The 22080-nt window shown below is 61.7% G+C and carries 15 protein-coding genes; 2 read left to right on the forward strand and 13 right to left on the reverse strand.

Annotation, left to right across the window (positions count from 1 at the left end):
• The 12 genes from ABX75_RS17935 to ABX75_RS17990 form a co-directional block, all read right to left on the reverse strand.
• A partial coding sequence (locus ABX75_RS17935) for a lipase (protein ID WP_047882384.1) occupies positions 1-1405 on the reverse strand: 1405 nt, incomplete at its 3' end.
• Between the two features lie 102 nt (positions 1406-1507).
• Complete coding sequence (locus tag ABX75_RS17940) at positions 1508-4552, reverse strand: autotransporter serine protease (RefSeq protein ID WP_040268304.1); 3045 nt, start codon at positions 4550-4552, stop codon at positions 1508-1510.
• 43 nt (positions 4553-4595) lie between these two features.
• Positions 4596-7553 (reverse strand): autotransporter serine protease, encoded by a 2958-nt coding sequence (locus tag ABX75_RS17945; RefSeq protein WP_047882386.1) that lies wholly within the window; start codon positions 7551-7553, stop codon positions 4596-4598.
• An 18-nt stretch (positions 7554-7571) separates the two neighbouring features.
• On the reverse strand, positions 7572-8915 hold the full coding sequence (locus ABX75_RS17950; protein ID WP_034097797.1) for a TolC family outer membrane protein: 1344 nt from the start codon (positions 8913-8915) through the stop codon (positions 7572-7574).
• A gap of 2 nt (positions 8916-8917) precedes the next feature.
• Complete coding sequence (locus ABX75_RS17955) at positions 8918-10219, reverse strand: HlyD family type I secretion periplasmic adaptor subunit (protein WP_034138121.1); 1302 nt, start codon at positions 10217-10219, stop codon at positions 8918-8920.
• Complete coding sequence (locus tag ABX75_RS17960; RefSeq protein ID WP_034113659.1) at positions 10216-11967, reverse strand: type I secretion system permease/ATPase; 1752 nt, start codon at positions 11965-11967, stop codon at positions 10216-10218. Before ABX75_RS17960 ends, ABX75_RS17955 begins: the two co-directional genes overlap by 4 nt.
• Positions 11968-12071: 104 nt before the next feature.
• Positions 12072-12443: an AprI/Inh family metalloprotease inhibitor gene (locus ABX75_RS17965; RefSeq protein ID WP_034113656.1), complete on the reverse strand. Its 372-nt coding sequence runs from the start codon at positions 12441-12443 to the stop codon at positions 12072-12074.
• A 49-nt stretch (positions 12444-12492) separates the two neighbouring features.
• Positions 12493-13926 carry a serralysin family metalloprotease gene (locus tag ABX75_RS17970; protein WP_047882387.1) on the reverse strand — a complete coding sequence of 478 codons (1434 nt, stop codon included), beginning with the start codon at positions 13924-13926 and terminating at the stop codon, positions 12493-12495.
• Positions 13927-14353: 427 nt separating this feature from the next.
• A complete protein-coding gene (locus ABX75_RS17975) occupies positions 14354-15433 on the reverse strand; it encodes a polyamine ABC transporter substrate-binding protein (RefSeq protein ID WP_047882388.1) in 1080 nt (359 codons plus the stop codon).
• Between the two features lie 60 nt (positions 15434-15493).
• Positions 15494-15835 carry a cupin domain-containing protein gene (locus ABX75_RS17980; RefSeq protein ID WP_034097785.1) on the reverse strand — a complete coding sequence of 114 codons (342 nt, stop codon included), beginning with the start codon at positions 15833-15835 and terminating at the stop codon, positions 15494-15496.
• A gap of 26 nt (positions 15836-15861) precedes the next feature.
• A complete protein-coding gene (locus tag ABX75_RS17985) occupies positions 15862-17268 on the reverse strand; it encodes an FAD-binding oxidoreductase (RefSeq protein ID WP_034097784.1) in 1407 nt (468 codons plus the stop codon).
• Positions 17269-17316: 48 nt separating this feature from the next.
• Positions 17317-18126: an AraC family transcriptional regulator gene (locus tag ABX75_RS17990; protein ID WP_034097782.1), complete on the reverse strand. Its 810-nt coding sequence runs from the start codon at positions 18124-18126 to the stop codon at positions 17317-17319.
• A 257-nt stretch (positions 18127-18383) separates the two neighbouring features.
• Between ABX75_RS17990 and ABX75_RS17995 the strand changes: the two genes are divergently transcribed.
• Positions 18384-18656 carry a DUF1652 domain-containing protein gene (locus ABX75_RS17995; RefSeq protein WP_034097780.1) on the forward strand — a complete coding sequence of 91 codons (273 nt, stop codon included), beginning with the start codon at positions 18384-18386 and terminating at the stop codon, positions 18654-18656.
• Between the two features lie 58 nt (positions 18657-18714).
• Here the strand turns inward: ABX75_RS17995 and ABX75_RS18000 are convergent, their stop codons facing one another.
• On the reverse strand, positions 18715-21162 hold the full coding sequence (locus ABX75_RS18000) for a UvrD-helicase domain-containing protein (RefSeq protein ID WP_047882389.1): 2448 nt from the start codon (positions 21160-21162) through the stop codon (positions 18715-18717).
• A 219-nt stretch (positions 21163-21381) separates the two neighbouring features.
• On the opposite strand from ABX75_RS18000, the gene ABX75_RS18005 reads away from it, so the two are divergent.
• Complete coding sequence (locus ABX75_RS18005; protein WP_047882390.1) at positions 21382-22077, forward strand: pirin family protein; 696 nt, start codon at positions 21382-21384, stop codon at positions 22075-22077.
• Positions 22078-22080: the final 3 nt, after the last annotated feature.

Raw genomic sequence — 22080 nt, forward strand, 5'->3', positions numbered from 1 at the left:
CCCCCAACACCCCGCTAACGCCCACCAACGTCACCGAGTCCGCCCCGAAACTGAACACCGTATCCCCACCCACCACCTTGGCGTGATCACGGTAATCCCCGCTGCCCGCCACACCCTGGAACACGAGTTTATCCGTCGGCTGATAACCGATAATTCGATCCTGCCCAAACTGGCCGCTGAACAAAAAGGTGTTATGCCCGCTGCTGTCGCGGATTGTGTCATTACCCTTGCCGCCTTCGATAAAGTCCGCGCCCTTGCCGCCCTGGATCAGATCATCGCCATCGCTGCCAATGATAAAAGTGTCGCCTGTGTGCGGTTCGGCGTTGCGGTTCAGGTCCTGCACCCAAGTGGTGGCCCGTGCCGGGTCGGATAGATTAGCCACGATAATCGTCGAGTCCCGGCTCATCTGTTCATAGAACCCGGACTCCAGAATGCGCCCCATGCCGTCGCCGTAGCCGGTCGGCAAGTGCGAGATCCAGGTCGGCAGATTGGCGATGGAAAACGGCAGCACATTCCACAGGGTCGAGGCGTAGTGATCGTTGAAGCTGACAATGTTGTCAGTGGTGGACTCGTGGGGTTTGTCGTGAACCCCGAGCGTCGACAGGTTGGCGGATGAGCCGTCCAAAGCGCGGAACACCGGGTCGTTTTCGTAGCCGATATTAAGCACCTTGTCGCTGACACTCTGGGTCGGTGAGGCGTAGGCCAAGTAGTTGGCGTCCTTATAGAACCCGGACCACTTGGCCTCGCTCAAGTCGGCCATGCTGTTGACCGCCAGGCCGCCGAGGCTATGGCCGCTGACCAGCACATCCTGGCCGCTCAGACCGTGGGCCGTCGCATACTCGGCGACGTTCTTGAGCAAGCCGCCGAATGCTTCGCCGGCGTAGTTCTTTGCGTAATCCTTGGGACCCAGCGCCGCAAGCAGGTCGCTCACCAGATCGCCGATGGAGTCAGTGATCAGTGTTTCCCTTGGGCCAGACGTGCCGCGAAAACCGATGCCGATTTCCTGCAACTGGCCCGCGTCATCGTACTTGCCCAGCACCTCGACCTGGGCCGTGGTATAGCCGGCCTTTTCGCCGAAGAACGTGCCCCGGGCGTCGACCTTGCCGGTATACCCGAGGGTGCTGGCGCTGATGGGCGTCCAGCCGGCCTTCTGCACCGCTTCGAGCGCGGCCTTCTCCGAATCCGGGTTCCAGGGAATGCCTGGGATCACACCCTGGGAGTCCGTACTGCCGAGCAATGCGCCGACCAGAGTAGCCGGCAAGCCGACGCCCAGGCCATTGTGCTGGTAGCCCACGGCAAAGCCGTTATCCAGGTTGTGGTAGGTATACAACGTGATCGCCATGGCATCGGCAAACAACGCTTTGGAGCCCTCGGCCCCAAGGTTTTTATAGTCAAACACGCCCATGATATTGCCTCTCTTGTTGTTAAATTTATCGAGAACGTCCATCACCCTCTAAACGCTTGTCCTGGTAGTGAGCGGGCTTGCCACAGCAAACCCGCTCTCGGCTCAGAACGCCCAGTCGAGGCTCAAGCCCACGCCATGCACCTTGTCTTTGCTCGCCAACAGGCCGTTGTAGTCAAAATTCACCCGCGCGTCCTTGCTCAACGCCAGGCTTACGCGAGCACCCACCAAGGCCGCATCACGGGCCATCGGCGCACTTTCCACGGCAAACGACGGACCGCCCGAGGCAAATGCCAGGTGTTGTTCGGCGTCCACGCTGCTCAGGTTGTGCTGCCAGCCCAAGGTGCCGGACACCTCAAGTGTCTGGTGGTCATTGACGTTGAAGGTTTTCAGGGCGCGCATACCGAGGGTGCTGAGCACCAGGTCGCGGCGGTCGTCACGGGTTTTCAGCGCGGCGGCGTCGCCTTTTTCGGTGACGCCATCGGTGTCCAGATGCACATAGGCCAAGTTGGCAAATGGCTCCAGGGCCAGCGGTTGCAGGTTGACGCGGTACGCCGCTTCGCCGAACACCTGGGTGCTGCGCGCATCGACTTTGGCTTTCTGCTTGCCAGCCACCTCACCGTATTGCAGGTCGCGTTTCACATCGGCGCGATGCCAGCTGTAGGTAGCGCCGCCGCTCAGGCGCCAGGCGCCGATCTCATGCCCGGCGTACGCACCGAAGTGGTAGCTGTCCACCGCTGCCCGCGAGTGGGTGCCACTGCCCATATTCAGCGAGGTGTCGCTGTAACCGGCGACCAAACCCAGGCGGGTGTCGTCATCCAGCGCGCCGTCGACCCCGGCGAGCATGCCGCCGATGGAGGTGGTGTAGCCTGCGGTGTCGCTGCGGCTGTCGGTCTTGCCCCACGCGCCCAGTGCCTTGACCCACACGTTGCCACGGCTGTCGACAGTCTGGCTGGTGGCGCCCATCTCGCCGTTCTGCAAGCGCTCGCCCACGGCTTCGCGCAGGTAACGGCTGTCATTGAGCAGTGCCGTCTGCAGCGCCGGGTAGATTTCACCGGACAATTGCTGGAACGCGTCCTGCGCCGAAGCGGCATTCGGCGCGGTCAGCAGGCTCTCATACACCGCATTGCCCGCCCCTAATTGCTCAGCGGCAGCCGCAACGGCGCGTTGGTTATCGGTAACCGCGGCACTGGCGAAGCTGTTGGCATTGCGCACTACATCCAGTTGCACGCCCGAGGCGGCGTAGTCCAGGGTGCCGCCGATAAACAGATAATCCGGCAGAACCGCGCCAAAGCTGCCGTTGATCCCCCCGGCGGCTTGCAGGATGTTGTATTGGCGACCGATCAGGCTCTGCGCCTGGGCGCCACTAAGCAGAGTCGGGCTGTTTTCCAGAGCCAGGGTCACAGTGCCGCCGTTGAGGGTGGCGGTACCACCGGCCACGATGCGATCACTGCTGGTAGGAGACAGTTCCACCGCATAGGTCGAGCCGGGCTCGAAGGTTACGTCACCGGCCACATTCAGCGTACCGATGGAGTTACCCGGCGCCACCGTGCCGCCGCGGGTTGCCAGCAGCGAACCGACGCGACCGGAGCCGCCCAGCACACCGCTCTGCCCGACGGTCACAGCCGATGTTACCGAACCGTTGATCGCCAGCAGCCCCTGGTTCACCAGGGTCGGGCCGCTGTAGGTGTTGGTGCCGGTGAGCACCAGGGCGCCGATGCCCTGTTTGGTCAGGCCGCCATGCCCGCTGATGTTATTGCTCCATACATCCAGCCCACAGTGCACGTCGTTGCAGACGCGCTGGGTCGGTTTGCCGGCATCGACCACCGCGCCGATGCCCGGCAAGTCCGCAACGAATTGGCCGCTGCCATACGCGCCGTCGATACGGAATTCGGCAGGAATATCCTCTGCGGTAACGAACATCCCCGGGCCGTTGACCGCCTTGCCCAGGTTGATCATGCCCCAGCCATACAACGAGTCGATGCCCGGCGCGCCCAGATCTGTGGCGGTGGTTTTCAGCAGCGTGGAGATCTGCTCGCCATTCATATACGGGAAGCGTTCCATCAACACCGCCGCGCTACCGGCCACATGAGGCGCGGCCATGGACGTGCCGTTGAAGTTGGCGTAGTCGGTGGTGAGGTTGTCCAGGCTGGTGCCGTTGATCACCGAGCTGTAGATCTTGGTGCCCGGTGCCGACACGCAAAAACTCGCCGCGTAACCGCAGCGCGACGAGAAGGTGCTGATCACATACGGATTGGCGCTGCTGGTATCCGGATTTTGCTGCAATGCGGCCACGGACAGCCAGTTCGGCGCGATGTCCGGCACAAAGTACGCCAGGCCCGAGATCGCGTCCGGGTTGTTGCGGTTGTAATCGTTGCCAGCGGCGAAGATGGTCAGCACCCCGCTGCGCGCGGCATTGATCGCACCGTCATAGGCCCCGCCGCCCAGGGTGCCAAGGATCGGCCGGATATTGTCGAACTGCGCCTGGGCTTCGTTGACGGTGAAATTCGGATACGCCGGGTCGCGGCCTCCCTGGGCGTATTGGTCACCGATTCCGATGCCCCAACTGTTGTTGATAATGCGCGCGCCGCTGGCCACCAGAGCGTCCCAGCCGGCTTTGTAGACCGCGCCGTCGTTGCCCAGGATGATCCCGTCTTCCGGCCCAGGATCGCCGTTTTCGGCACTGATGATTTGCGCATTGAACGCCACGCCGTGCATCGGCCCGCCATCGCGGTTGCCGGCGGCAATACCGCCGACGTGGGTGCCGTGGTTGCCCAGTTTGCCGTTGGAGCCCAGGGACGGTGTGCCGTCATAGCGAAACGCGTCGCCGGCTTTGACCGGAATATACGGGTCGGTGTATTGGCGAATGCCCTCGGTGACAATCGTCACCACTTTGCCGGGGCTGGCGAACTCCGGGTGCTGGGCGTACACCGGCTGATCGAAGATCCCCAGTTTGACGCCCTTGCCGGTGTAGCCGGCGGCATAAGCGCTGTCGGCGTTGACGGCGCCCAGGCCCCAGTCGGCCTTGAATTCGTTGCTGCGCCAACTCGCCGCGTCGCCCAGCTTGCCGGTTTCCACATAAGGCGCGGCCTGGGCCGTCCCCAGGCTGGCCAGTACGGCGGTGATGACCCCTGATTTGCGTATATTCACGGTGACCTTCCTTAGTTTTCTTATTGCAGGTGTGTAGATCGCTTCAGAACTGCCAGTTCAAACTCAGGCCCACCCCCTGGGTGTTTTCACGCCCAGCCAGTTGGCCGTGGTAATCCAGGTTGACCCGCGTCGATGCACTCAGCGCCAGGCTGGCCTGCACACCTACCAGTGCGGCATCGCGCAACAGCGGCGAACTGCGCACGGCGAACGAAGGCCCGCCGGCGACAAACCCCAGGTGCTCTTCGGATTCGACGGCGGTAAGGCTGTGCTGCCAGCCCAGCGAACCGGAGAGTTCCAGCTGCTGGTGGTCATTGAGCGCGACGGTTTTCAACACGCGTGCGCCCAAGGTGCTGAGTACCGCGTCGCGACGGTCGCTGCCGCGTTGCAGGGCGGCGGCGTCGCCTTTTTCGTGCAAGCCATCGCTGTCCAGGTGCACATAGGCCAGGTTGGCGAACGGTTCCAGCGCCAGCGGTTGCAGTTGAATGCGATACGCCGCTTCGGTGAACAACTGGGCCGTGCGCGCCTCCAGCTTGGCTTTCTGTTTGCCGCTGACGTCGCCGTATTGCAGGTCGCGCTTCACATCGCCGCGATGCCAGCTGTAGGCAGCGCCGCCGGTCGTGCGCCAGTTGCCCCACTCCCGCCCGATATAGGCGCCAAAGTGGTAGCTGTCGATGGAAGCCGATGAGTGCGTGCCGCTACCCAGGCTCAGGGAACTGTCGCTGTAGCCGGCGACCAAGCCGACACGGGTCTGCTTGTCCAGTGCGCCGTCCACACCGGCCAGCACGCCGCCAAGGGAGGTGGTGGCACCCGCCGTTTCGCTGCGCGCATCGGTCTTGCCCCAGGCACCCAGCGCCTTCAGCCACAGGTTGCGCTCGCCGCTGGTGGGTACATGGCGCAGCCGTTCGCCCACCGCATCACGCAATTGCAGGCTGTCGTTGATCAGCATCGCGCCGATCGCCGGGTAGATCTCCCCCGACAACTGCTGTAGCCCCTGTTGCGCGGCGACCAGAGACTCGCTGCGCACCATGCTTTCGTACACCGGGTTTCCCGCGCCCAGTTGCTCGGCGGCGGTGGCCACGTTGCGTTGGTTACGCGTGGCGCCGACGCTGGCGAAACGGGCGTCGTTGCGCACCACTTGCAACTGCACACCGCCGGCGGCGTAATCGAGGCTGCCACCGAGGAACAGGTAGTTGGGCAGCACCTGACCGAACTGGCCCTCGATACCGCCAGCGGCCTGGAGGATGCTGTACTGGCGACCGATCAGACTCTGCGCCTGTGCACCGCTGAGCAAGGTCGGACTATTTTCCAGGGCCAGGGTCAGCGTGCCGCCGTCGAGCAGCGCCTTGCCGCCCGCCACGATGCGGTCGCTGCTGCTGGGGGTCAGCTCCACGGCATAGGTGGAGCCTGCGCCCAGCGTCACATCGCCGGCCACTTGCAGGGTCCCCACGGAGTTGCCCGGCGCCACCCGGCCTCCGCGATTAACCGTCAGCGCGCCAATACGCCCCGAGCCGCCGAGGGTACCGCTGTCGTTGACGCTCACGGCCGAGGTCAATGTGCCGTTTACCGCCAGCAGGCCGCCGTTGACGGTGGTCGCGCCGCGATAGGTGCTGTCGCCGTTGAGCACCAGGCTGCCGGCGCCGGATTTGATCAGGCTGCCTTCATAGACACGCGTCGCGGCAGCCTGGTCGCGGGCGTTGCCGACCCCATAGTCGGTCTGGTCCTGCTGGCTGGCATTGGCGCTGACGCCGTTCTGCCAACCTTTATCGATCAGGGTCTGCTGCCAGGCGGCGTGCTCGGCGCGGTCCTCAGCCTGGCGCTGGATCAGCGCCTGGTCGCTGATGCCATTGCTCCACACATCGGCCTGCCCGGCCGCCAGGTTGACGTTCATCGCCCCCAGCAATTGCCCCGGCCCATGCATCGCCCGGCCGAGGTCGGGGACGCCCCAGCCAACCGTGGTGTTGGGCGCCTGGGTGATCGAGCCGTCAAGCTGGGTGGCGGTGGTCAATAGCACCTGCAACGCCTGTTCATTGGTCATGTAGGGGTAGCGTTGCATTACCAGCGCCAAAGCGCCGGTAGCATGGGGTGCCGACATCGATGTGCCGGATTTGACCCCGTAGCCACCGTCGGGAATGGTGCTGTTGATCAGCGCGCCCGGCGTGGAAATACACCAGTACTTGGCGATTCCGCACTTGTTGTATTTCTGGTTATTGGCTTTATCCAGCCCCGAGACGGCCAACCAATGCCCCTCCAACTCCGGCTGAAAATACGGCAGCGCCGAGCGCACGCTGGCGTTCGCATAACCACTGTTGCCGGCGCTGAACACATTGATCACGCCGGCCTTGGCTACGTCTGCGGCTGCATCCAGCCAAGTGCTGCGGTTGTAGTGTTGGGCGTAGGCGGCGTGCAGATCGCCGAGGGTCTGGTAGCTGACATCCTTGGGCTGGCTGCCCCAGCTGTTGTTGATCGCGCGCACGCCGGAATCCACCAGGGCGCTGTACACCGCCTTGAAGTACTTGGGGTCAGGGGTCGGGCCGAACAGGAAACTGTCGTTGGCGTTGGTATTGCCCACATAAATCTGGGCGTTGTAGGCCACGCCGTGCATGCCCACGCCATCGCGCGCCGCGCCCAGAGTGCCAGTGACGTGGGTGCCATGGGAGTCGTTGTTGGGGTTCAGCGCGCCAGTGGTGTTAAACGGAGTGCCATCCACGTAAGTGCCGGTGGCGGTAACCGGATGGAATCGGGCTTTGTCAGCTTCCGGGTGGTTGGCATCGTAGCCCGAGTCCAGCGCGCCGATCTTCACCCCACTGCCGTCGATACCGGCGGCGTAGGCTTCGTTGGCGTGCAGGCGGTCCAGACCCCAGTCGCTCAGGTACTCGGCCGAGCGCCAACTGGCCGGGTTACCGGGCTGGCCGGCCTCCAGGTACTGCGCCTGGGCCGTCATGGACAATAGCAACAGCGAACCGGCGGTGAAGGGTTTGAAACGCAAGGAGTCAGTGCTCATCAAACGGTGTCCTTATTGTTATGGGCGTGGGTTCACCGGGCCGAAGGCCTCGTCGACTTTGGCCAGGTCGGTGTCACGCAAGTTGCCCGCGTAGTAATGCAATTTGGTCCAGGCCATGAGGTAGTCGTAGCGCGCCTGGGCCAGGTCGCGGCGGGTGCTGTAGAGCTGCTGCTCGGCGTTCAGCGCGTCGAGGTTGACCCGCTCGCCACCGAGGATGCTTTGCTGGGTCGACACCACCAGGGCTTCGGCCGACGCCAGGGCCTTCTGGTACGCGCGCAGCTTGCTCACCCCTGACAGGCACGCGCTGAACTGGCGCCGCAGTTCGATCAGGGTTTCGCGGGTCTTGCCTTCCAGCTCGTATTCGGCCTGTTCCATGGCGCGGCTGGCCTGGCGCGTGGACGCCGACACGCCGCCGCCGGCATACAGCGGCACGCTGACTTCCACGCCGATGGTGTTGGTGTCGTAGCGCTGGTTGTAGGTGTTGCCGCTGTCGGACTCTTGCTGGCGCGAACTGGCGTAGGCCGTGACCTTGGGCAAGTGCCCGGCGCGGTTGCGCTCCACTTCGTAACGCGCCACTTCCAGGGCCTGGCGCTGGGACGCCAACACCGGGTTATTGCTGATCGCCAGCTCATGCCAGGTGTCGTAATTGGCCGGGGTCAGGGTGAAGGCGGCAAACCCTTGATTCAGCGGCGCCAGGTCGTGGATATCGACGCTCGGCACGCCGATCAACGCGCCCAGTTCGCGCAGAGAGGCGTCCTGCTCATCCAGCGCCTGGATCTCCTCGGCGGTAGCCAGCTCATAGCGCGATTCGGCTTCCAGGATGTCGGTGCGGGTGCCCTCGCCTTGCTGGAACAGGTGCCGGTTCTGCTGGAATTGCTGCTCAAAGGCTTTTTTCTTGGCCCGCGCGATGTCGATCTGGTCCTGGGCGAACAGCGCCTGGGTGTAATAGGTCAGCACCCGCACCAGCAAGGCCTGGCTTTTGTCGCGAAAGCTTTCATCGGCGAACAGCGCCTGAGCCACGCCTTTGCGGTAGTTGGCGTAAGCCTCGTAATCGAACAACGGCTGTTGCAGGCTGAAAGTGGAGCCGTAGCTGTTGTAGTTGCGGTCGTCGTGATAATTGCCGCCACGGCCATCAGGCAAGGTGGCCTGGGAGTTGTTGCGCCCCTTGTTGTAGTTATACGACAGCCGTGGCAGCAGCCCGGCGCGGCCAATGGTGCGGTTTTCCAGGCCGGCGTCGCGCTCCTTGATGGCGCCGAGGAACACCGGGTCGTTGCGCAGGGCCTGCTCGTACACATCGAACGGGCCCATGGCCGCCTGGGCGTTGGCGCAGGTGAGCAGCAAGGCGAAGAACAGGGTTCTCATGCTCATTCCTCGGTCAACGCCGAGCCGGCACGATCCAGCAAGGGCTTGAACAGGTAATTGAGCAATGAGCGCTCGCCGGTGCGCACAAACATCTCGGCGGGCATGCCCGGTTTGATCACCAGACCGTGGAGTTTTTCCAGCGCCGCGTCGCTCACACGCGTGCGCAGCACGTAATAAGGTGCGCCGGTTTTTTCATCGAGCATCTGGTCGGCGGAGATCAGGCTGACCTCCCCCGGCACCCGGGGTGTACGGCTCTGGTTGAAGGCGGTGAACAGAATATCGACCGGTAAATGGGTGCCGACCTTATCCACCAGGTGCACCGGCAGATGCCCTTCCACTTCCAGACGCGTGCCCTGGGGCACGATTTCCAGCAGGGTTTCGCCGGCGCGCACCACGGCGCCTTCGGTATGCACGCCCAGATTGACCGCGATGCCATCGGCCGGCGCGGTGATTTCGCTGTGTTGCAGGTCGAAACCGGCGGAGGTCAGTTGCTGTTCCAGGGTGAGGCTGCGCAACTGCGCATCGGCCAGTTGGCTACGCACTTCCTTCTGATATTCCTCGCGGTGCTGTTGCAGCTTGAGGCGGGACTCGACAATGCCCTGCTCCACCCGGCCGCTTTCGCCGCTGTTCTGCGCCAGATCCTGTTGCACTTGGGACAGCTGACGCTGGTACTCCATCAAGCGATTGCGCGGGATGTAGCCGTTGTCGGCCAGGGGTTGCAGGTTGCTCAGTTGTTCGCGCAGGGACTGAGCCTGGGCGGTCAGGTCGCTGCGCGCGCGGCGCATGCCTCCCAGTTGCGCCACGGCACCGTCGATATTGGCGCGGATGCCGGCTTGTTCGCGGGCAAACGCTTCGCGACGGCTGCTGAACAGTTGGCGCTGACCTTCCAGCACCAGCGCCAGGGCCGGGTCGGGGTTGGCGCTGAGTTCGGCGGGGAATGTCACGCTGCTCTGGTTATCCCGCTCGCTCTGCCAACGCGCCACACTGGCCCAGGCCATGCGGTATTGGGCTTGCAGCGAGTGCACATCGGCCTGGCTTTGGGTTTGGTCGAGGCGGAACAGCGGCTGGCCTTGTTTGACCACCTCGCCTTCGCGCACCAGGATGCGGCTGACCACACCAGGGCTGAGGGTTTGCACGGCTTTGCGCTTGCCGGACACGACTACCGTACCCTGCACCGGAATGCCCTGATCCAGCGGCGCCAGGCTGGCCCACAGGAAGAAACCGCCCGCGCCGACCACCGTCAGCAGCCAGCCCATACGCACAAAGAAACCGGCGTCGCGTTGTTCAAGAGTGATACTGCTCATGCGCCTGGATTCCTTCCGGCCTGGTACTGACGACTGAAACTCACGCCGGGTTTTTCCTTCGGCGCTTCCTGTTGGCCGGACAATGCGCGCAGCACGTCCTGGCTCGGCCCAAAGGCTTGCAAGCGCCCTTCGTTAAGCACCAGCAATTTGTCGGCCTGGGCCAGCACCGATGAGCGATGGGTGACCAGCACCACGCTGCTGCCCTGGGCCTTCATCTGCACGATGGCACTGGCCAGTGCCGCTTCGCCGACGGTGTCGAGGTTGGAGTTGGGTTCGTCCAGCACGATCAAGCGCGGTGCGCCGTACAAGGCACGGGCCAGGGCCACACGTTGCTTTTGCCCACCGGACAGACCGCCACCGTTGTCCCCCAGTACCGTGTCATAGCCCTGGGGCAAGCGCAGGATCAATTCATGCACACCGGCCTGCTGCGCGGCGTGCACCACTTGCTCGGGGTCGGCCTCGCGAAAGCGCGCGATGTTGTCGGCGATGCTGCCGCTGAACAATTCGATGTCCTGGGGCAAGTAGCCGATATACGGGCCGAGGTCGTCGCGGTCCCAGCGGTGGATATCCGCACCGTCCAGGCGTACCGTGCCGGCCAGGGTCGGCCATACGCCCACCAGCACACGGGCCAGGGTCGATTTGCCGGAGCCCGACGCACCCAGCACCCCCAGCACTTCGCCGGCACCGAGGGTGAAACTGACGTGATGCAAGGTTGCATTGCGCTGACCCGGCGGGCCGGCGCTGACCTGCTCGAAACTCACCTGGCCCTTGGGCGCCGGCAAGGCCATCTGCTCGACCTCAGGGGGGAATTCGCGCAGCAATGCGTCCAGGCGCTGATACGCCAGCTTGGCCGAACTCCATTGCTTCCATACCGCAATCAACTGGTCGATGGGGCTGAGCACCCGGCCCATGAGGATGGAACCGGCAATCATCATGCCGGCGGTCATGTCGCCACGGATTACCAGTAACGCACCCAAGCCCAGCACCAAGGATTGCAGGCACAGACGCAGGGATTTACTCAGGGAGGTGATTACCGAACCGGTGTCGCTGGCGCTGTTTTGCAGGCCCAGGAATTGCGAGTGCACGGCAAACCAGCGTTGGCGTAGCGCGCCGAGCATGCCCATGGCCTGGATGGTTTCGGCGTTGTGCAAATGGCTGGTCGCCAGTTGGGTCGACTGCTGCGAGTAACCGCTGGCCTCACCCAAAGGTTTTTTGGTCAGGTATTCGTTCAGGCACGCCAGGCCGATCAGCAGCAGCGCGCCGGCACTGGCCAGCACGCCCAGCCACACGCTGAACAGGAAAATCACACACAGGTAGATGGGAAACCACGGTGCATCGAAAAACGCGAACAGCGCCGGCCCGGTGATGAACTGGCGGATATGGGTCAAATCCCCCAGGGATTGCCCGGCATGCCCCTGGCCACGTTGCAGGTTGCGTTCGAACGCAGCTTTATACACGCGTAAGTTGAAACGCCGCTCTAACTGGCTGCCGATGCGGATCACGATAAAACTGCGGATGACTTCCAGGGTGCCAATAAACGCGAAGAAGCCGACGACCATCAGCGTCAACATCACCAGAGTGGTTTCATTCTGGGAGGACAGCACCCGGTCATACACTTGCAGCATATAAATCGACGGCACCAGCATCAGCAGATTAATCAACGCGGTAAAACAGCCGATGCTGATCAGAATGCTCTTGTATTCACCCAGCGCTTTGAATAACGGCGCGACGGCATGGGGCTTTGCCATATCTTCTGCTCTTCCTTGAACCAAACGACACGCAATAGTTGCCCCAACCCCTTATATAAGGAGCGGCCAACTAATAAGTACAGGTTATAGCGTTATAACTGCAACTAAGGTTTACGGTGCAGTCTCACTACAGCACCAGTTGCTGTTTTAGCCTGATACTCGCCTTCTTTCTGCCGGTTCAGGTGGGTGATGCCCGTGCCTTCGGCGTTCATCAGCCAGATCCCGTCGGGGGTCGGCGACCAGCTCAAGGGCTTATCGCCCAACCATTGCGCCACACAGTCAACGTCGCCGCTCAAGGCGTTGGCCTGTTCGATCAGGTCCAGGGCGCATACCTGATCCTGTTGCTGCATCTGCCAATGCCCGGCCAGCTGGGCGCTGGAAGGTAAAACAAGACTGCTCGCCATGGCGTGGGCTCCTGCCGATACGCACGTCGCCTGCACCACGCAGGCGACTAAAAATAGGGAAAAACGCTGCATCTTTATGCTCCATCCTGGAGGCGCGGCGCTGGAACGCCGCGCCCGTGCATCACGCCACGATGTCGCTGACCGCTGCCTGGCCAACGGTGGTGACGAGGAAATCCGCCACGCCGTGCCCGGAGAAGTCGACCGCCAGAGTACCCAGGTTGGTGCCTGAGGCGTAGCTCAACACGGCGTCGCCGGCATGCCCAGTGAACGCATTGACGAAGGTCAGGCCCGCGCCTTTGGTGATGCCGCTGAGGTCGATCTTGTCCGCACCGGAGGTGAAGTCAAAGATTTTGTCCGCCGCACCGGGCTTGGAATCGGAACTGGCACCGAACACAAAGGTGTCGCTGCCCGCACCGCCCCACAGCTGATCCGCCCCGCCACCACCGTAGATCAGGTCGTTGCCGGCCCCGCCTTTGATGGTATTGGCCGCGTTATTGCCGATGATCAGGTCGTTACCCGCGCCACCGAACGCGTTTTCCACGGTCACGCCCTTGGCGATGGACACGTTGCCCACCAGGCCACCCACGTCGGAGAACGAGGTTTCATTGAGGTTGATTTTCTGGTTCTGGGTAAAACCGGAGAAGTCCAGGGTGTCGTTGCCGCCACCGTCCCATACCGAGAACACCAGTTTGTCGGCGTTGGAGGTGGCGCTGAGGAAATCACGCCCGGTGTTGGAGTTGAACCCGTAGGTGGTGTCGGCGGCACGGGTGCTGTAGTTGGCGCCGTAGAGCTTCTGGATCGCGGCGATGTCGTCGATCAGCGGGCCGGAGGCGTAGGCTTCCACGCCGCCTTTGCTGAAGTTCTGGTTGGTGTTGCTTTCGCTCCAGTAACTCATGACGCTGTAGCCACGCGTGTCCTGTCCATAGGACGCGTCGTTGTAGGTCGGGTTGCCATTCCCGGCGTTGTAGTCGCCAGGGTGAGCCAGGCCCAGGGTGTGGCCGATTTCGTGGGTCAGGGTCTGCCGGCCATAGTTGTTCAGGTCCGGGGTTTTGTTCGGCGTGTAGCTGCTGTTGGTCAGGTACCACGAGGTGCCGTCGTAACCTGCGCCGGTGCCGGGCAGGTAGGCGAAGGCCGCCGCGCCGTCCTGGCCACCGCTGTAGTTGCCGAAGGTCATGTGGGCATCACCGCCGCTGGCTTTCTCGGTGAAGGTGACATTGGCCACATCCGCCCAGGATTGCATGGCCAGTACGGCCTGTGCTTTCTGCTGCGCGTTGAACTGGCTGAACCCCGAGATGCCATGTTTGTTCATGGTGCTCGAAGAGGCCGAGGTCAGGAAGGTGTAGGTCAGATCGATCTTGCCGTTACCGTCGAAGTCCCGATACGCGGCACCGTCGCGCAGCAGCTGGGTGGCTGCCTGATCGACGGTGTAGGACGGTTTGCCATTGACCGTGAGGTTGCCGCCACGGTCATACAGATGGCTGAAGCTATCGATTTGCGAGTAAGCGGTGCTGGCTTGCGCCAGTGACACGATAGCTTTGTCTTTTACTTTTGACATAAACGTACTTCCTTGTTTGCAAGTGCATCAGTCTTTGGTCGATAGGAACCCCGCTGGCGAGATCGTCCTATCACTCGCCTCTTTTGAAGGCGTAAGAAAACTGACACAACTTGAAATCTTCCGTCTACATCTATTTGCCGGCTGAATAAGTGCAACGCAAACAACACTTGGAAGTCTCAGGCCGTATTCATTGGGCGTGGTGGTTGTCGTCCGACAAAAAACACAGCGCTCCTATTTAAATATTAAATAACCTTAACGCTGCTCAATTTGAACAGCGTCACACAAGAGGCGGGCGATTATATTGTCACGGTGTCATTGGCAACATTAAACCGCCACTACTTAAATGAATTAACCCTCTTGTCCCCCAATACCGGGACATAAGCAAAAGGGTACTTGTGGTGAGCGGGATTTCCCGCTCCACAGTGGCTCAGCGCCCGGTGCGAATGGTGTTCCACACCCGCGTACGAACACGGTCGATATTCAGCGGCATCGCTTCAAGGGCGAACAACTTGCCCATCATGTCCGAGCTTGGGTATACCTTGGTATCGGCCTTGATGGCCGGGTCCACCAGGCTATCCGCTGCCTGATTGCCGTTGGCGTAGTGCACGTAGTTGGTGATGCTGGCCATCACCTCCGGGCGTAGCAGGTAGTTCATAAATGCGTAGCCGGCGGTTTCGTTGGGGGCGTCGGCGGGCATGGCGACCATGTCGAACCAGATCGCGGCGCCTTCCTTGGGGATGTTGTAGCCGATATTCACCCCGTTCTTGGCTTCTTTGGCGCGGCTTTCGGCCTGCAGGATGTCGCCGGAGAAACCGACGGCCACGCAGATATCGCCATTGGCCAGGTCGGCGGTGTATTTCGAGGAGTGAAAGTAAGCCACGTAAGGGCGCACTTTCATCAGGAGGGCTTCGGCCTTTTTGTAGTCCTCAGGCTTTTTACTGTGGTGCGGCAAGCCCAGGTAGTTGAGCGCCGCCGGCAGCAGTTCCGGGCCGTTGTCGAGGATCGCCACGCCGCATTTCTGCAATTTGGCCATGTTTTCGGCTTTGAAGATCAAGTCCCAGGAATCCACCGGGGCATTGTCTCCCAACACGGCTTTGACCTTGTCGATGTTGTAACCGATACCGGTACTGCCCCACAGGTACGGGAAGCCATGGGCATTGCCGGGGTCGTTGTTTTCCAGGGCCTTGAGCAGCACCGGGTTGAGGTTTTTCCAGTTGGGCAACTGGCTCTTATCGAGTTTTTTCAGCGCACCGCCCTGGATCTGCCGGGCCATAAAGTGGTTGGAGGGAAACACCACGTCATACCCGGATTTACCGGTCATCAACTTGCCATCCAGGGTTTCGTTGCTGTCGTAGACGTCGTAGGTAAAACCGATGCCGGTCTCTTTCTGGAAGTTTTTGGTGGTGTCCGGCGCGATGTAGTCCGACCAGTTGTAGATTTTCACCGTTTCGGCGGCCTGGCTGACGCAGGCCACCCACATCAAGGGCAACAGGGCAATGGCTTTCATGGTTCGATTTCCTGGCGGTTTTAGGGCTGTTGTTATGGCAGGCGATCAAGGATCAAAGCGTTACAGCATCAAGACGTAGGTCTTGCGCACCGTTTCCTGGATGTCCCAGATTCCGGTGCTGTTGGCCGGCAACATCAGTGCATCGCCGGCTTGGATGTGCAGGGTTTCACCGTTGTCGGGGGTGAAGGTGCAGCGGCCCTGTATAAAGTGGCAAAACTCCTGGGCGCGGATCTGGCGCCGCCAGCGGCCTGGGGTGCATTGCCAGATGCCTGTCTCGACGCCGTCGTTGCGCTCGACGCTCAAGGTGGACGCCACCGCGATCGGCTCGCCCAAGGGCACGGCGACCGGGGACGAATCCGGCAAATGCGCATTCAGCGCGTCTCTGAACTGAGTGATGCTCATGGGGGCTCCCGTGTGTATGAAACGACTTAGCGCATAAAACCTTCCATGAACCCCGCCACGCCCATGGCGAGCTTGCGCCGCCAGGGCGCGGTGTTGGGGTTGGCCAACACCTGGTCTTCATGGACAAAACTGCGGATGATCGCGTTGTAACCCAGCCAGCGACACGGCTCGGGCTCCCAGGCCTTGAGGGCGTCCAGACCACCCTCGCGGATCACCCAGGGTTGGTGTGTCAGCGGCGTGTCACGGCCCAGAATCAGGTCGGCCAAGGTGCGCCCGCCCAGGTTAGTGGCACCGACGCCCTCCCCGCCGTAGCCGCCGGCTAACGCGACACCGGTGCGCTGATCACACAGCATGTGCGGTCGGAAATGTCGCGACATGCCCAGGTTGCCGCCCCAGGAATGGGTAATCCGTACGGTCTTGAGCTGTGGGAAGAGTTCGCCAAACAGGTAGCGACGCAGTTGCACTTCGCTGTCGGTCAAATCGAAGTCATGGCGCAGCTTCCCGGCGAACTGGTAGCCGCCCCGTGCACCGAACACCAAGCGGTTGTCGGCCGAGCGCTGGCCGTAGGTGACTTGGCGGCTGCTCTCACCGAACGCTTGGCCTTGGCTGAGGCCGATCTCATCCCAAGTGCTGTTCGGCAGCGGCTCGGTGGCGACGATCAAACTTTGCACCGGCAGTTGGTAACGGCCCAGCGGTGGCAAGGTGTTGGCATAGCCCTCCACAGCCGGCACCACCCAGGTGGCGCGTACGCTGGCCTTATTAGTGCGCAGGCTGCCGGACTGCCAATGGGTGACGGGGCTGTTTTCATAGAGGGTGACCCCCATGCCTTCGACCACCCGCGCCAGGCCGCGCACTAGCTTGGCCGGTTGGATGGTCGCCACATGGGGGGCGTACATCGCGCCATAGGGTTTGGCGATGCGAAGTTGCTCGGCCAGTTGCTGCGGGCTCAGCCAGCGATAATTGGCTTCGGTCAGGCCCTGGGCGTAGAGTTTGTCCAGATAGCGGCGCAGGCTGGTTTCCTGCTCGGGGTAACGCGCGGCGCAATACAGCGCGCCGCCCTTGCGGTAGTCGCAGTCGATGCCTTCGCGGGCCAGTACCTGGGCCACCTCGTCGGGGATGCCGTGCAGCAAATCAAAGGAAGCACGGCGCTGCTCAGCAGACAGCCCGGCCAGCAGACGGTCTTCGCCCAACAGGTTGCCCATCAACCAGCCACCATTGCGGCCCGATGCGCCGAAGCCGGCGGTTTGCGCCTCGATGATTGCGATGTTCAGCTGCGGCGCCTGGCGCTTGAGGTAATAGGCCGTCCACAACCCGGTGTAACCGGCGCCGATAATGGCCACGTCGACATCCAGGTCGTGCGTCAGGGATGGCCGCGCCACCAGCGGCTCGCCCACCTGATCCATCCATAAACTGATATTGCGCCATGCCGACATGCCCTTCCCTCTACCGCGGTTCGATAGACGGGATCCTAGAGGGCGGTGTCAGGGGCTGTCTTGCGCGCGTGCACGCAGAGAAATTTGTTTGACGTAGGCCTTGGGCGACTGGCCGGTGTGCTGCCGAAAGGCATTGTAGAACGCTGAGAGAGAATTGAAGCCCGCGGCAAAGGCCAGTTCGTCGACCTTGATCGGCGCCTGGGCGGTGTTCAGCGCGGCCAGCAAATGCTGGAGGCGTGCCTGGTTGACGTAGCGGTAGAAGCTCTGCCCCAGCACCTGATTGAGCAGGTAAGAAATCTGATTGCGGCTGTAGCCACATTCCTTGGCCACCCGCTGCAAGTCCAGTTCCGGGTCGAGATAGGGTTGCTTGCTGTCGAAATACTGCTGCAAGTCGTTGGCCATATGCCCCAGTTGCTGGGGCGACAGCCCAAGCCGGCTGACCGTGGGCCGCAGGGCTTGGGCCGGCTGTTCATGCACCAGCGAGGCGTATTCATTGACGCGCCAGATCAGCCCATCACGCACGGTAATCGCCTCGCTGGTGCGGAAGGACACCAGCCCCTGCCCCCCACGCAGCGTGATTCGGTACTGGATAAACGCCGTGTCGCCATCGGCACGGATGCGGTCGGTGTGCTCGATCGCCTCGTCCGCCGCACGCGGCATGCTCGCCTGCAGATATTCGCGTAGCTCTGCGTAACCGATCACACGGTTCTGGAAAAAGTCGTGGTATTGGATATCCGGATGGTAGTAGGCCATTACTCCGTCCAGGTCGCGATGACGCCAGCAAAGGTGATGACGCAGCACCAGTTCGCCCGTGGCGTGGGTGAGCTGGCTGTCGGCGTCGGGGGCGATGTCGGGCATAAAGGGCTCTGGGGGCGGATAAAGCGTGGAGATTGCCGAAATTCCGCCCTGCCTTTAATGTGCAGGCACTGCAGGCGAATAATGGCCTTTAGCCAACTTTTGGACAGGGCATGATCCATGTCAAGGGAAAGGCAAACAACCGCCGAACGGGGCGAAAAAAGTCACATTGGCGTTGCGAACGAATGCTATTTTTAAGTCCTACACGCCTCGACCAGCGACGGTCCTGGCCCCCTGCCGCGAGCTAAAGGAAGCGCTCAATGAACAAGGTGGGCAACATGAACAAAGTGACGTTCCCCAACGCCTGCCAGCTGATGCGCTGGCATTTTCATCCGATGGGTTTTGAAGGCAGCATGGATGCGCCGGGCAGCATGGTCGCCCGCCTGTTCGACCGCGCCAGCGGCGAAACCCTGATCGCCATCGCCGGTATCCCCTGCGCCACGGTGATGAACGCCGCCGATGTCGAGCGGATTATCGAGGCGGTGGAGGATGAGTTGGAATCCTTTGTGCCGCCGCTCTCGTTGCAAGCCTGAACCGATTCACAGCACCGGGAGGGCATGCACCCTCCCGCAGAGCCACTGCATCAGGCCTTCAGTGACGGTGATCGTCGAAAAACGCCTTTTTGCCATCCACCCGCTCCGAGGCCCTGGGCATATTCGCCGCCTGGCCTTCGGGCTTCTCCACGTACCAATAGCAATGGCTGACCGCCCGCGTGATGCCGACGTACGCCAAGCGCAGCACCTCGTCCTTTTGCGCCGTGTCATAGGGCTCGTTGTCGCCGTCCTTACCCAGTCCGGCCATGCGATACACCTGGTTTTTATACGGCGAGCGGGTGACGTGCTGACAATCCCCCAACAGGAAAACCGTGTCCGCTTGTAGGCCCTTGGCACTGTGAAAGGTCAGTTGCTTGAGCCGACGCGAGTTAGCGGGCAAGCTAGAATCCAGATTAACTACAGACTGAATATGCTCTTGAATCAATAACTTATCGCTACTTTTTCGATACAGCATCAACACTGTTTCGCCACACTGGTAATGCTCCAGCAAGCGTCGCCCCAATGCTGCATCGTCACGCTCAAGCACATTGACCGGCACCAGAGCCTTGGGCGCACCGCTGGCCTTGGCCTTCTTACCCGGGATCGACGGCGCGGCACGCACGATGTGCTCTGCCGCGTCGATGATGTGCTGGTGGCTGCGGTAATTCTCGCTCAGCATCACCCGGGTGGTGCTCGGTGACGGGAATTCCTGGTCGAAGGCCATAAAGTACTTGGGCGAACTGCCCCGCCAGCCGTAGATCGATTGCCAGTCATCACCCACACACAGCAACGACGAGTATTGCGCGCCGCGCCCCACGTGCATGGCCGGGCCGCGACTGCGGATCTCCCGCAGGCTGGCGCGAATCCATCCAACGATTTGCGGTGATACGTCTTGAAATTCGTCGATCATCAAGTGGGACAACGGTCTTAACAGCGGGTCGCTGAGCAGCTTGAGGTTTTCCGGGGTGTTTTCGCCGAACAGCGAGAACATGCGGTTGTAGGTCATGATCGGTGGCTTCTGGTCGAGCAAATGGTCCTCCAACGCCTTCCAGAAAATACTCAACGCTTCGAAGAACAAGCGGTCCGGGTCATCTTTGGCGAAGCTCATGCGACCTACGGCGCTGGGCACGTCCAGTCCGAGGTTCTCGATAAAGCCTGCGGCCGTGACAAAACAGTCCAGCAGCGGCGCCGATGTCAGCTCACCCTTGACCTTGTAATCAAACCCTGGCCCGGCACTGGCATCGTCGGCCAGGCAACTGAGCATGCGTTTGGACGATTCATAACTATCTAGCCATATCAATGGTTTACGACAGAAAGCTTGAAACAGGGTGCGCTTTACCGCCCACTCTGCGCGCACTGACAGCTTGGCATTGGGGCGGCTGACCTGGGGGTTTTCCCGTGGGTCGAAGCCCAGTACTACCCACGCGTCCAATTCGGCAATGTAGCCATGGCAGTGGAAATGCGCGCCATTGATTTCAACAGTTTGGCGATTCGGCTCAATGCCCTTGATCGGCCAGGCCCCGGCGCGAAACCACAGGTCCTCGATGAAATCGCACAGCTCTTCGTCACGCTGGGCAGCCAGCTCAGTCACTGCCACGCGTTTCTGCACGTCCGGATGGTCGCGCTCCAGTTCTTTGAGTTGTAACCCGTGGCGCGCCAGCGGCGCGATCAACTCGCGAAAACGCGGATGCTGGCGATGTAGACGCTGGTAGCAGGCGTTCAGGTGCTGGCGCTGGGCATCGTTGATACGCAGATCGAACGGGTTGCTGTCGGCATCGTCGAAGCCCGCATTGAGGTTTTCGAACGCCTGCAAACGCTCGAAGCCCGGCAGGCTGCGCACCATCGGCAGGATGCGCGAGTGGAAGGTGCGCACCACCGCCTGTGCCTCTTTGGGATCAAGGGGTTGGCCCCACAGGCTCATAATTTCTATAAGCTTGCGAATGAAATCCTGGCGTGACTCGCGGGTAAACGTCACCACGGTCATCGAGCTGAGCTCGAAGCCCAGGTAATGGGTCAGCAGCAGAATACGCAACACCAATGACGTGGATTTGCCCGCGCCAGCCCCGGCGATCACCGAGGTTGAGGGGGTCTCGCTGAAGATCATCTTCCACTGCGCGGTACTCGGTTGAGCGTGGAGCGGTAGGAGACGGGCGACGTCGGCCTTGATGCGCTTCTTGATATCGGCGGTCAGCGGCAGGCGCCAGTCATCGAACAGGCTGTCGTCTATCCCGGGAGCTGTGTGCTCGTCCGGGCGGAAATCGCGGATCAGCAATACTTGTCGCCCCTCCTCGATGCCATCGGCCTTGCCCTCGCGATAACCGTATTCCACGCCTGCTTCATGCCCACTGCGAAAACCATCGGCTTGCCCGTGCAGCCAGGAAAACCGGTGCTGGGCGCGCAGACGGGTCAGGCCATGACCAAACAGGCGCGCCGCCAGGCGTTTGAACAACGGCATCTGAGCCAGGGGTAGCAGTTCTGGGGGCAGATCAGGCTTTTGTTGCGACACGCGGACTCCTGCAATGGGCTGGGCTGTGAGCAGTGCCCCATGGTCGCCGGAATCGCCGCGCAGTACCAGCCAATTGCTGTGCCATCAGGCAGTTAGGCGATGAAGTGAAAGTTGAAACGCGGCAATCCAATCGAATCAGTCGATAAGAATGGAGCGTTTTTTACGCTTTTTCTCGATCAAGCGCTGCTGGATGATAGGCACCATCCATAGGAGACGATCATGCTTGAACTGCGACCTTTCAGCGCCCTGGGCGGCGCCCACCACGGCTGGCTCGACGCCCATCATCACTTTTCCTTCGCCGACTACCACGACCCCAAGCGCATGCACTGGGGCAACCTGCGGGTATGGAACGACGACATTATTGCCCCGGGCACGGGCTTTCCCCAGCACTCGCACCGCGATATGGAAATCATCACTTATGTCCGCGAAGGCGCCATCAGCCACGCCGACAACTTGGGCAACAAAGGCCGCACCGAGGCAGGCGATGTACAGGTCATGAGCGCTGGCACGGGGATCGCCCACAGCGAATACAACCTGGAAGCCACACCGACCAAGATTTTCCAGATCTGGATTATCCCCAATGAAGCAGGCCTGCCCCCATCCTGGGGCGCCAAGCCGTTTCCACAGGGTGAGCGCGAAGGCTTCGTCACCTTGGCCAGTGGCAAGGCCGGCGATAGCGAGAGCCTGCGCATTCGTGCGGATGCGCGCCTGGTGGCGGCGAACCTGAAAGCCGGTGAAGTTGCTGAGTACCGCCTGGAGGGCGGGCGCCGAGCGTATCTGGTGCCGGCCACCGGGGTGATTGAGGTTAATGGTGTACGGGCGCACGCCCGCGATGGCGTAGCGATTGAGGATGAACAGCTGCTACGGGTTACGGCCATTGAGGACAGTGAGATCGTGCTGGTCGATCTCGCTTGACCT

The sequence above is a fragment of the Pseudomonas sp. ARP3 genome (assembly GCF_001029595.1).
GTDB lineage: Bacteria > Pseudomonadota > Gammaproteobacteria > Pseudomonadales > Pseudomonadaceae > Aquipseudomonas > Aquipseudomonas rhodesiae.